We start from the raw sequence: 13065 nt of genomic DNA, 5'->3' as shown, positions 1-13065 counted from the left end.
GCGTGTTTATCTTTCGTTATTTGAGATTGTTGAGGCTAAAATTTTGCCAATCAAGGCGTTTGGAGTGAGGTTTAGTCATTCTAAATGAGCGACAAACAACGCGGAGTGACGAAATTTTAGCCACAACCCGCAGGGCCGAGCCATTTTTTCGCCCAGCGGCGTTAAAAGCTGAACCTGTAGAATGGCTACATGGTTCATCTTTTGCCTTGCTGGACAAAAAAATGGCATCGGCAATCTCAAATAACGAAAGATAAGCACGCCCCAGGCCACAGGATACTTTTCATATATTGAAGAACGAAACGACGCTGACAGAAAAGGATCTTTGCGAAGAAATTAAAGACCTCAAGGTTAGAAATGCTGAATTAGAAAAAGCGGCGAGACGGTTCACGGCCGCAAAAAAATTACAAAACGCCCTCTTCAGAATCGTCGATATCGCTAATTCAACGGCGGATTTATACGAATTTTACTGCGAATTACACAACATAGTCAGCGAGCTGACTTCAGCTAAAAACTTTTTTATCGCGCTATATCATCAGGACGTCAACGGTTTAAGTTTCCCTTATTACGAGGATGATGAGGATAACGAGCAAGGTAAAGACGAACCATTACACAACAAAGAGAAAATCCACTCTGCCGAGAAGTATCAAGCCTCACCAACAATGCAAGTAATAACGCAGGGAAAATTGCTGCACCTCAACGCTCAGCAAATCGCCCAAATGGGCGGAAAAGGAAGAAATGCCGAAGACTGGATTGGCGTTCCACTCATTCAAGGTGACAAAGTGCTGGGTGCACTTGTGGTACAAAGCTATGCGCCGGGCTTTAGCTACAGCAAGCGTGACGAAAATCTACTCACCTATGTGTCCCAGCATATCGCAACGGGTTTGAGCCGCAAACAAAGTGCAGAAGCGCTCAAAGATGCACACAAGAAATTGCAGCAAAATAATCTGGAACTCGAAAATCGAGTGCAAGAACGTACTAATGAACTCAACCAGATTAACTTGATGCTTGCCAATGAGGTAAAAGTTAGGAGAACCAGCGAGAAAATTCAGAAAGCTTTATTCAAAATTACCGACCTGGTGAGCACTGCAACCAGTTTAAATGACTTGTTTGAAGGTGTGCATCGCACCATTTCCGAATTAATGTATGCCGAAAATGCGTTTATTGCGATAGTATCTAAAGATAAAGATGCGTTGGAATTTCCCTATTTTGCAGACCAGCACGATGCGCGACCCGGCATCATTCAACTAGATAGCGAGAATGATTCAGAACCTTCCAGCCTCACAGTAAAAGTGTTTCAAACCGGCGAACCTATTTTATTCGAACGCTCAAAAGATAAAAAACGGGAAGTCCTCGGCCCTGAGCCAATTTCCTGGTTGGGTGTCCCTCTAAAAGATCAAGCAGCGACTTTTGGCGTTATTGTGGTTCAAAGCTATGATAAAAATCATATTCACAGCAACCAGAACCTTTCCGTATTAATCACCATCGCCAAGCAGGTCGCGACAGCAATTTTGCGTAAAAAAGACGCTGATGCACTCAAACAGGCCCATGAAAACTTAGAGCGACGAGTAAAAGAGAGAACTTCCGTTCTTGAAAAAACGATTGTTAAGCGGCGCAAAATCGAAAAACAACTTGAGCACGAATCGCTCCATGATGCTCTTACCCAATTACCCAATCGAAAATACCTGACGGAACAATTAAAAATAGTACTTGAAGGTGAGTTAACTGAATCTTCGTGTGATATCGCGCTACTATTTCTCGACCTGGACCGGTTTAAAATAATTAATGACAGTTTGGGTCATCATATCGGTGACCTGTTTTTAGTGGAAGTGGCAAAAAGACTCACCAGTTGTATGCGTGACAACGACGTTGTGGTTCGATTAGGGGGTGACGAGTTTTGTATTTTAATGTCTGATGTACGTTCAGAAAAAGTGGCTATTCGACTCGCAGAAAGAGTATTGAACCAATTACGCAGTCCCGTAGAAGTTGAGCAGCATTCCCTGATTACCAGTGCCAGTATCGGTGTCAGGCTAGCGAAGGTAGGAAAAGACAATGCAGTGCAAGTGATCGGCGATGCAGATTCTGCCATGTATCAAGCAAAGCACGATGGGAAAAACCGTTACTGTTTGTTTGACGCCAACATCAAAAAAATTGTCTCCAAACGACTACAGTTAGAGCAAGACTTACGTAACGCCATCGGTACTGATCAGCTATCACTTTATTATCAACCTATATTAGAACTATTTACCAATAGCATCGTTGGACTTGAAGCCCTGATTCGGTGGGAACATCCAACCGAAGGTTTTATCAGCCCGGTTGAGTTTATCCCAATCGCGGAGGAAACCGGGTTAATCCAGGAGGTAGGCGAAAAAGTTGTGGAAATGGCCTGCCAATCGTTACACGAGTTTTCTCAAATTAGCGCTACTGAATCGCTTTACGTCAATGTTAATATTTCAGCGATTCAAATCCTGTCGCGAACCTCGGACGAGTCAATTCGTAAGCTTATCGCCAAATACAAAATCGACCCAAGCAAACTCAATGCAGAAATTACTGAGAGTATTCTGGTAGAAGATTTCAAAGCGGCCATACAGTTTGTGCAAGAGCTGAAAACTATCGGAATGAAAGTATTTTTAGATGATTTTGGTACCGGATATTCTTCGCTCAGTTATTTGCATCAATTTCCTTTTGATCTGATCAAGCTCGATCAATCTTTTATTCAGTCAACTTCCGAAAATAACAGTAATATTACTCTAATCGAATCCATTGGATTCCTTGCCACCAATCTTGGAATGGATATTGTGGTGGAAGGCATAGAAACGGAAGCACAAATGATGCTTGCACAAAATCTGAATTGTCGCTTTGGCCAGGGATATCTATTCGCCAAACCCATGCCGAAGCACCAATTGATTAAGTTTGTTCAAGAGTATGCAACTTCCACCAGTTTTATCAATTAGTCTAAGCAACCTCACAATTTGAAATTTAGGCAGAGTCTGTTTATCTTTAACGCATGCCTAAACAAGCTCGTGGATCAGGCACATAAAAGCTACTGGAGGACCTTGTCATGTCTTTAGGAATAATCAGTCACTCAGATTGCAGCGCCCACAATGTCGGCGAGCATCATCCCGAACGCCCCGCACGAATTGCTGCCATTCAACAAGAAATAGCTAATTGTGAATTAGAACCGCACCTTCTCCACATCAATGCCCAGCCAATAAAACAGGAACAACTTGAGCTGGCTCACAACGCCGAATACATTGAGTATATTTTTGAAAATGCCCCCAGAGAAGGAATCCTGCAACTCGATGCGGATACCGCAATGATGCCAGAATCGCTGAATGCGGCGTTACTTTCTGCAGGTGCTGCAACCAATGCTGTCGACCTGGTAATGAGCCAGGAAGTCAACGCAGCCTTCTGTGCCACACGGCCGCCTGGCCACCATGCAGAACGCGACAAAGCGATGGGATTTTGCCTGTTTAATAACGTCGCGATCGCCGCAATCTATGCAAAACAACAGTATCAGTTAGCACGGGTTGCAGTAGTCGACTTTGATGTGCACCATGGTAACGGCACCGAAAATATTTTGAGAGATGAAAGCGGTTTTTTATTCTGCTCAACCTTCCAGCACCCATTTTACCCTTTTAGCGGAACCGAAGCTCACCCCACACATATTATTAATACTCCATTGTCGGCTAACGCAGGTAGTCAGGAATTTAGACAGGCAATTACTAACGACTGGCTGCCGGCACTACACCAGTTCAAGCCAGAACTATTATTGATATCTGCGGGTTTTGATGCCCATGCTGAAGATAATATGTCACAGGTAATGCTTTATGAAGAGGATTATCACTGGGTAAGCCGAGAACTCAAGTCAATTGCCGATCAATATAGCGATGGTAGGATAGTCTCTGTACTAGAGGGCGGATATTCCCTGGGGGCGCTCGGTCGAAGTGTCGTAGCCCACCTCGAAGGGCTATTAAGTTAGCCTTTAATCTCAAATAATAGTAGGTCGATACCTCCCACCCAAAGTAATGCGATTTTACAATCGTTTCTGAAATCCTGCTGCCAATTCAATTGTTCGAAACGAAAACTCGATTGTCGTAAAAACCTGATCATGATTAGACACAATTTTTCGTGTTGAATTTTGCTGATAAATTACAGTTAGAATACGCATTGTAGTATGCTTTAGAACTTCGTTCTGTCTTGAAGAAAGGAGAGAGTTTTTAACCTTTTGAGATAAACAGTCCCTAACAGCATCAAGACAAAATAAAATCAAAAAATGAGATAAAAACACTATGAAACTGCGATTAACATTGGCACTTATTTTCGCGTTCAGTAGTTCTGCTTCTGCTTCAGTTGGCTACTACCGTTCTCCTACTCTTCACCAAAATACATTGGTCTTTACTGCAGAAGGCGACTTATGGGTCACCAGGGTCGACCAGCCAGAAGCCAAACGGCTGACAACTCATCCTGCAGAAGAAAAACAAGCCAAATTATCACCCGACGGCACACAGATAGCCTATGCCGCCAATTATGAAGGTGCAACCGAAGTTTATGTTATCCCGGTTAAAGGCGGTGTCTCAAAACGCGTGAGTTTTGAAAACAGCAGTGTCAGAGTGCAAGGTTGGACACCAGATGGAAATATTCTTTACAGTACCAACAACCGTATCGGCCCAACCGGTAACTGGACTCTGCGAAAGGTCAATCCAAAAACTTTGGTGGTTGAATCTATTCCTCTGGCTGACGCGGTTGAAGGAGCCATCGATCAACAAGGTAAAAATATCTATTTCACCCAATTTGGCCTCCAGATTTCAACGGACAATGCCAGGAATTACCGCGGTGGTGCTAAGGGCGAGCTGTGGCAATTCAAGTTAGGCTCAAAATCAGAAGCTAAAAAACTGACCGGTAACCATATCGGCTCCTCACGCCAACCGATGGTTCACCAAAATAAACTCTACTTTATCAGCGATGCCAGCGGCTCAGACAACATCTGGTCAATGAATTTAGAAGGCGGTAATTTTCAACAAGTGACCCAATACCAGGACTGGCCGATTCGTTCTGCACAAATAAACGGTGACAAGATTGTTTATCAACATGGCGCAGATATCAAGTTGCTGGATCTCAGTTCATCGAAGAGTCAAAAACTGAATCTTGAACTCACTTCCGATTTTCCTAATTTACGCGAGCGTTGGATTAACAAACCACTAAAATATATGACCTCAAGCCGATTGGCAGGAAAACAAAAAAAGATAGTTATTACCGCCCGCGGCAGAGTCGCTATCGCAGGAATTGATAAGTCTCGTCTGGTTGAAATTGCCACCCCGCTACAGTCACGTACTCGCAATGCTCTGTTAAGCCACGATGGAAAATGGGTCTACGCGATAAATGACGCCAGCGGCGAAAATGAGATTTGGCGTTTTGCCGCCGATGGTTCAAAAAATTCGAAACAGTTGACTGACGATGGTTCTATTTTTCGTTGGTCTCTATCCCTCTCCCCCAACGGAAAATGGATTGCCCACGATGACAGAAGCGGCAACTTATGGTTGCTCAATACAGATAACGCTCGCAACAAAAAAATACTATCCGGAAGTGACGGATTAAGTCCTTACGCTGATGTAAATTGGTCTGCAGATAGTCGTTTGCTGGCAATTACTCAGTCTCATCAAGACGACGAGCGTAGCCGCATTGTTTTGTATTCTCTCGATGACAAAAAACAACAAGTGTTAACCAGCGATAAATACAACGCTTATTCACCGGCATTTAGTCCCGATGGTGAATGGTTGTACTTTTTATCCGACAGACATTTTAAAGCCACCCCTGGTGCACCATGGGGAGATCGAGTAATGGGAACGGTATTTGATCGACGAACCCAAATATTTGCTTACGGATTAACACAATCAGCGGTGTTTCCATTCCAATCCCCAAACGAGCTGATGCCTAAAAATAGTACGACAAAAGATAAAGCAGAAAGTAAAAAGTCAGCCAAGAAAAAAACTAAAAAAACAGTTGAATGGAAAGGGTTAACGAAGCGCCTTTGGCAAGTTCCCATCGATTCAGGCAACTATAGTAACTTGACCGTTAATGATAAATTTCTGTTTGTGCAAGATAGAATTAATGAACCGAAAAGCAAACCAACAATTAAATCAATAAAGATAAAACCTTCTCCTGAATTGGTGACATTTACGGACAAAGTTGCTGGATATGCCCTGTCAAACGATGGCAAAAAGATATTCGTACTCAAGGAAGGCAATGACAACGCGAATATGTTTATCGTTGATTCAGGCGACAAATTCCCTAAAGACACAAAAGGCACCAAAGTTGTCACAAAAGATTGGCAGTTGCTGCTTAATCCGAAACAGGAGTGGAAACAAATGTTTCAGGATGCCTGGCTAATGCACCGCGATTTTTTCTATGATAAAAATATGCGCGGAATTGACTGGAACGAAGCGAAGAAAAAGTATACTCCGCTACTTGATCGCTTGACTGATCGCTATGAACTAAACGAAATACTTAAACTGATGATGGGAGAGCTAAACTCACTCCATTCACAGGTGAGAGGCGGCGACTACCCGAGCGATCCGTCAATGGCCAAAACAGCAACACTTGGCGCGATACTTAGCCAAACCAGGAAAGGTGTATCGATTGACCATATTTACCGTTACGATCCAGAACTCCCTTCGCAAGCCTCACCATTATTGAAACCTGGTGTTAACGCAGCAGAAGGCGATATTATCAGTGCGGTTAACGGCGTCAAAACAAACTCGGTTGACGCAGTCAATCGACAACTGAGAAATCAAGCCGGCAAGCAGGTTTTATTAGAACTTAAACGAGGCAAGAAACAAGTTAAGACTGTGGTGGTGCCAGCTTCAAGAGGACAGGATTATCAGTTCAGATATAACGATTGGGTGAATAACAATCGAGAAAAAGTATCAAAATCAGCCCCTCAAATCGGCTATTTACATTTGCACGCCATGGGCTCAAATGACATTGCTAATTTCGCCAGAGAGTTTTACGCTAACTACCGAAAACACGGATTAATTATTGATGTACGCCGCAACCGCGGTGGCAACATTGATAGCTGGATCATTGAGAAACTGCTCCGTCGTGCCTGGGCCTTTTGGCAACCGACAACCGGCGACTCATTCACCAATATGCAACAAACTTTTCGCGGGCACCTGGTTGTATTGGCGGATCAATATACCTACTCGGACGGCGAAACTTTTACAGCCGGTGTTAAAGCTTTGAACCTCGGGCCGGTTATCGGCAAGCAAACGGCAGGCGCCGGCGTATGGCTACGCAGCCAAAATAGAATGGTTGATAACGGTATTGCCCGGGCAGCTGAATTTGCGCAATACGCGATAGATGGTCGATGGGTCCTGGAAGGGTATGGAGTGAAACCCGACATTGAAGTCGACAATTTACCTTACGAAACCTTTATGGGAAAAGACGCGCAGCTTGAAGCCGCAATTGCATACCTTAATAAAAAGCTCAAAGAAGAGCCTATTCCAAAGCTTCAAGCAAAGCCTTTTTCCGATGTTAATACGCCTGCGGAAGATATTCAATAAGCATTAATCGAGTACATATAGTCATAATCGATTGCTCCCACACAGGCAGTGGGAGCAATTCAAACAGCCTTAAGCAAATATCATTTTCACATCAAAGTTCCCACTAAATAAGCCACAGTAACTCGTTAATATTTAAAGAAAAACAGGCCGTTGATACGGTATCGAATTCTCACTAATTCCTCTCCATTTCACAATCACAAGCCGGTATTGATCAAATTTTGCCCTTGCATTTTGCTCGAACCCATTGTACCATCACCACACATGGTTCATATGGGTCATATTAAAATTATGGAAATAACTATCGACATTGACGATCCGGTCCCACTGTTTGCTCAGTTGATCGAACAGATAAAAAAGGCCGTGCTCAGCGATAAAATTGGTCCAGGCGATGCGCTACCTTCTATCAGGCAACTCGCCAATGATCTGGAGCTCAACAGCAAAACGGTTGCAAAAGCCTATCGACTGCTAGAGCGAGACTCGGTCATTCAAACCAAAGGTTATCGTGGCACATTTATTCATCCCGATGCTAAGTCAAATAGCACTGTCGACTTAAATGAGTGGGTAATGACAAAACTAAACGAAATGATCACAACATTTAGAGAATCCGGTGTTACCGATTCTGAAATAAGAATTGCATTTGGAAACGCGATGAACAATCGCGGCAATTAAGGAGACATACATGATAGATAATATATTATTTTATCCAATATTTTTAAGTCAAATCCTGCTAATTAATTTCTATTTTTCAAAAAAATTAGTTGATCGAGCTGAGAGGATATTCAAAAAATATCCGCCATCGAAATATCCCAAGCTCTACCCGAAACTAGTAAAGCCTGAAGGAAAAAGGCATCAAAGTTTTAACCTGATCAATCGCATTGTGTTAGTACTTGGTTTAATACTCCTGATCGCAATCGGCGTATGGGAAAACTCGTCTGAAGAACAGTTTCCAAAAGTTATTCCGGTGCTATTTGGACTACTTCAATTTTCTCCATTTATTTTGATGGAAATTTCATGTTTCAAACGCTTTAAACAAATGAGAGAAGCCAATTCAAGCACGACTAGAAAAGCCGAATTACAGCCGCGCAGATTGCAAGATTTCGTTTCACCCACACTAATTGGTATCGCGATATTCATGTATGTTGCCAGTGTATTGTTTGACTTGTATGTCCACGACTTTGTCATTCAATGGGGCCATGACACGGTTCAAAGAGCATTTATACTACTAATGAGCAATCTTTTTCTGATTGGAATAATTATCTGGAATTTAAGAGGGAAAAAGCTCAACCCATATCAAAAAAATAAAGATCGCTTTCGGCAAATAAAAATTAGCGTGAGTTCTCTGGTGTTATTGAGCATCACAATGAGCTTATATTTTGCAGTCGTAGCCGCAGGAGATAAATTTGATATTGAATCTTTTGAACCTAGTATCGCCAGTTTATATTTTCAGCTAATCGCATTTATTTCAATCGGCACAATGGTACAAGAAGCGAGTATGGAAGAAACTGATTTCGAAGTGTATCGAGAAGATGTTTCAACGACTTAATTATTTAGCTTTAAGTTACTTAAACTCAAATTATTTAGCTCAACGATACTCGCATATTTAGTCAGCTTTACAAAATACTGAGTATACTTTAAATGTGGGAACACTTGACTCAGCGTCATGTTCCCAGTCACTAAAGATACAAACAACATTACCATCAGGAGAAGCTTTATGAACGGAATAATCATTGCGGGTGTGATGATTACTTTGTCGTATTTCATAACCGCAACTCCTGACGAATCGCTCATCGAAAAAAAGCGTTCGAAATATTTGAATGCGAGTCAATCGAATAAAACGGCTACTCTTCCAACAAGTTTTGCAGTTCTTGACATTTACCATGATCGGGATTCAGTTGAAGACACAGCTCAACATCACGCCGTGCATCATCTTTTAAATCACAATAAAACCGTGCTAATCCTCGAATATAATAATATTCGCCAACATTCTGCTCCAGTAAAATTGCGTTACTCAGCGATTCAATAGCCGGAGGGTAAAGTTGGAGGTTTAAGTTGCAAAGGCCTTGCAAATACCAGGCAGCATGGTGGTTCTTATCTATCGCCAACAGCTTCTTTAAGTCAATGAGAGCAAGGGCATATTCACCGCGTCCTCCCTGATACATTGCTTTTTCATATAGTGAATAAGTCTCTTCAGGGTTAAGTTTAACTGCCTGTGTAAAATCCTCGAACGCTTTTTCAACATCATTAGCCAACTTATACAGGTAACCACGATATTGGTAGTGTTGACTATTTTCAGAATCAAGTTCAATGGCACTCGAATAATCCTCAATGGCACCAGGAATATTGTTTAACTGTTCTTGAATAAACCCTCTTCTTGCAATGTATTCAGCCCGGTATTGCTCAGGTAAATTCGTCGTCATATTAATCAACATCGATTGATCACTCAACGCTTTTTCAAATTGCCCTAATGCTTCATAACATTCGCTTCGCCACATGTAGGGACTTGGAAAGTCCGGTGAATACTCCATGGCTTTGCTAGCTACGGCGATAACTCGTTGATATTCTCCCGCATCAATCACATCATAAACCGCTTGTACCAGACCGAATTGCCCGACGCTGCTTTGACAAATAATTTCAATAGCCTGTTCAAAAATATCGGGATGAACCAACTTCAATACAAAATCTCCTAAGGGTCGATTAAGTTCAGGGCGCGCTTTTTTTGTTGGAAAAAAACCACCTTCTCCAGCATGCAAAGCCACGCCGCCGTCCTCTTTATATTCAACTTTAATTTTTGGCGTCGGTGGATAAGTTCTGATATGCAAATATTGATTAACCGCTTTAATACGCTGCAATTGAATTTCCTGCCTGTCCTCAGCCGAAAGCAAGCCAATCACTTGAGTATAGATTTCATCGCTATCTACCCGCCCTAACCCATCTGCAAGTTGTAAAGCAATTTTCTCGTCGTTGGTAGTTTTTACAATTTCGATTAGTTCGTTCGCAAGTCGAATACCACTAAAATTTGCAGTCACCAACTCCTCGCCCAAATGCGCAAACAAACGGGACAAAAGCCTTGCACTTACCATTCCCTGATACTCACCATCTTTCGCTAAATCGATTAATTTTGGTAAAATAATATCGAGACTTGGTGAATTAGCCGTAAATAAATTTTCAAAGCTATTGATAACATTATCGAGAATATTTTCGTGCTTAGGGTTAATTAAAACTTCTAAAAAAGGGATTGCAACAATTTCAGGAGTTTGACAATTTCCCACGTACACCATTGCCTTTCTACACACCTCTAAATCAGAATGATTTAATAATTGAACAAATAGATTTGCAGCTCGTTGAGAATTTCTGAAAACCTGCAGAAGATGCGGTAGGTTGGATAATACCTTTATATCATCTTCAGCAATTTTGTTTTCCAGTCGTTCGAGAAAAGTATCAACATCATTACTCCAATAAACCAGACATGCACCAAGATAGCGAGCACCATCTAAACGCTCATCGTCCAGTCGAGTTAAAGCGACAGTTTGTCCACAAAAGTTAACTTTACTCACAACCTCGAAAGTCTCTGGATTATTTTCGATGAGAAAATGATGTGCATTATTGCGCAATCGAAATAAATGAGGGTTACACCGTTTAAGCAAATGCCAATGAAGATCACTTTCAAAAACCTTCGTCAGCCATTCTGCGACCATAGCAACTAAAATGACCGGCTGGCGAGTTTGAGAACGCACATAGCTGGAAACAAGTCGATGCATTTGCCAGAGCCTGACTATGTTGTTTCCGCTATCTTTATCATTGGTTGACTCAGAGGATTGAATCCAACTGCGATTTGCTAACTTCCCTAATGTCCTTTCGGATATCGTTAAAGTTAACAGTGGTTGAGGCACCGCGACAAATGATAGAAACGCGAAGAATTGTAACGCGCTTTGCATCTCATGGTCATTCTGCAACAGTGCGTAGGATAAGTGAAACGTCTCAGTAACTCCCCTTAAGTAGTTTTCTTCAACTTCTTCTTGTAAAGAATCAATTTCGTCTTTTAAGTAATCAGCAGGCTCTTCCTCTCTCGCTTTGCTTAGCAATGACTTCACAGCAATAAACTTCTCACTAAGAAGCGTTTGTAATAACTTTAAGGCCAAAGGCAAACACCCAACCCAGTTAACAATTTCTTTCCACTCGTCATTGCTTAACCAGTCTTTCTTCACTTCATTTCGAGTAATCATTTCAATGGCAATTTCCGGCGAAAACTCTGATACGCGAATTAATGTACCCACTTTAATTTTTGAGCGCCGTGTCGTACCCAGTACACGCACATATTGCTCAACCGGGCACCAATACTTTAGCGGTTGAATACGTTGGCCTTTTTTCGGTTCAGGTAGATTATCCACCACCCACAATACCGCTTTATCATTTTCTCTTTCGCTAAAGTAATCAACTAACCTCGATGATATAGCCTCGACATCAAAATGAAACCGGTCGACAGGCTCAATATTCGGAAGAAATTTCAGCGCGATATCATAGAGCTGTTCAAATAACTCTTCTTCATCACAGTCGGCATTTAACCAGATGATACCGCCAGGGTAATAACGTGCTCCGTAACGCCAAACATACTCTGCTGCAATTTGTGTTTTCCCTGTTCCACCTAGCCCTCGCAGTACACAAGTTGTAGCGTTACCAGCAACACCATTCGTTTCCAGTGAATGAAATATTCTCCAAAGAATATCCTGCCGGCCTATGAACTCATTACCCAGTCCATCGGGAATATTTTTCAGAAAATTAGGAATATTTTTAATCACTGCGGGAACTGGAATAGAACCGCCATCGAGTAACATTTTTACGGCATTGTCATCAAACTCATCCAATTGATTGCCAATAACATCCGGATCTTTCTCCAACTTCCGTATCACCAGCTCAACCAGATCGGCGCTATTGTCAGAAGCAGGCCAGGAGGTATTGGACAATAACGGTGGTAGGTGAGCTTTTACCATATCTAACTCAGTATTTTCAGGTAGTGCAATAAGCATATGCTCAAGCGGTGATTCAACCTTGCCGTTAGAGATGTTCTTTCGGTACAAAGCAATGCCTAACTGATATTCGCAAACGCACCAATAACGCTCGAAATAAACGGAGTCCACAAATACAACCATCACCCTGGAGTTAAGCAGACTTTTTGCAATATCTTGTGGGAAACGACTTCCTAAAGGAATTGACCTGTCATCAATAAAGTGAGAAATACCATTGTCTGTTAACAATGCTGCGAACTGATGTGCTTCATCAAATGAAGATGTTCTGGCATAAGAGATAAAAACGTCATAGCTTTGCATAGGAATCCCTCCCGAAAAGGTGAGCAAATCAATGATCTGCCTGCAATTATCACTTTATTAGCGTATATTAGTTAATGGTTCCCGTCCAGTGGTGAAAATGTGCACGTCTAATTTTCGACAGGAAAAACTTTGTCATTTAAATTTTGTATTATTTTTTAGTTGTTTTTTTATCAACAAAATTA

At 41.9% G+C, this 13065-nt stretch carries 6 protein-coding genes; 5 read left to right on the top strand and 1 reads right to left on the bottom strand.

Features of this window, described 5'->3' with window-relative positions:
- The first annotated feature begins 287 nt into the window (after positions 1-287).
- The 5 genes from FLL46_RS01900 (at position 288) to FLL46_RS01880 (ending at position 9102) form a co-directional block, all read left to right on the top strand.
- Positions 288-2951 carry a bifunctional diguanylate cyclase/phosphodiesterase gene (locus FLL46_RS01900; RefSeq protein ID WP_142891725.1) on the top strand — a complete coding sequence of 888 codons (2664 nt, stop codon included), beginning with the start codon at positions 288-290 and terminating at the stop codon, positions 2949-2951.
- A 107-nt stretch (positions 2952-3058) separates the two neighbouring features.
- Positions 3059-3979, top strand: coding sequence for a histone deacetylase family protein (locus tag FLL46_RS01895; RefSeq protein ID WP_142891724.1), 921 nt, complete (start codon positions 3059-3061; stop codon positions 3977-3979).
- Positions 3980-4289: 310 nt separating this feature from the next.
- Positions 4290-7559 carry a S41 family peptidase gene (locus FLL46_RS01890; RefSeq protein WP_142891723.1) on the top strand — a complete coding sequence of 1090 codons (3270 nt, stop codon included), beginning with the start codon at positions 4290-4292 and terminating at the stop codon, positions 7557-7559.
- 288 nt (positions 7560-7847) lie between these two features.
- On the top strand, positions 7848-8228 hold the full coding sequence (locus tag FLL46_RS01885; protein WP_142891722.1) for a GntR family transcriptional regulator: 381 nt from the start codon (positions 7848-7850) through the stop codon (positions 8226-8228).
- A gap of 10 nt (positions 8229-8238) precedes the next feature.
- Complete coding sequence (locus FLL46_RS01880) at positions 8239-9102, top strand: hypothetical protein (protein ID WP_142891721.1); 864 nt, start codon at positions 8239-8241, stop codon at positions 9100-9102.
- Between the two features lie 295 nt (positions 9103-9397).
- Here FLL46_RS01880 and FLL46_RS01875 read toward each other — a convergent pair whose 3' ends face one another.
- Positions 9398-12883: a toll/interleukin-1 receptor domain-containing protein gene (locus tag FLL46_RS01875; RefSeq protein ID WP_142891720.1), complete on the bottom strand. Its 3486-nt coding sequence runs from the start codon at positions 12881-12883 to the stop codon at positions 9398-9400.
- Between the last annotated feature and the right edge of the window lie 182 nt (positions 12884-13065).

Source organism: Aliikangiella coralliicola (assembly GCF_007004725.1).
GTDB classification, from domain to species: Bacteria; Pseudomonadota; Gammaproteobacteria; order Enterobacterales; family Kangiellaceae; genus Aliikangiella; species Aliikangiella coralliicola.
The sequence above is the reverse complement of the archived record's forward strand: the minus strand, read 5'-3'. Positions and strand labels throughout refer to the sequence as shown.

Bases quoted from the DNA above. Each gene is read 5' to 3' on its own strand.
- FLL46_RS01875 (WP_142891720.1), bottom strand. From the start codon at position 12,883: ATGCAAAGCTATGACGTTTTTATCTCTTATGCCAGAACATCTTCATTT.
- FLL46_RS01890 (WP_142891723.1), top strand. From the start codon at position 4,290: ATGAAACTGCGATTAACATTGGCACTTATTTTCGCGTTCAGTAGTTCT.
- FLL46_RS01885 (WP_142891722.1), top strand. From the start codon at position 7,848: ATGGAAATAACTATCGACATTGACGATCCGGTCCCACTGTTTGCTCAG.
- FLL46_RS01895 (WP_142891724.1), top strand. From the start codon at position 3,059: ATGTCTTTAGGAATAATCAGTCACTCAGATTGCAGCGCCCACAATGTC.
- FLL46_RS01880 (WP_142891721.1), top strand. From the start codon at position 8,239: ATGATAGATAATATATTATTTTATCCAATATTTTTAAGTCAAATCCTG.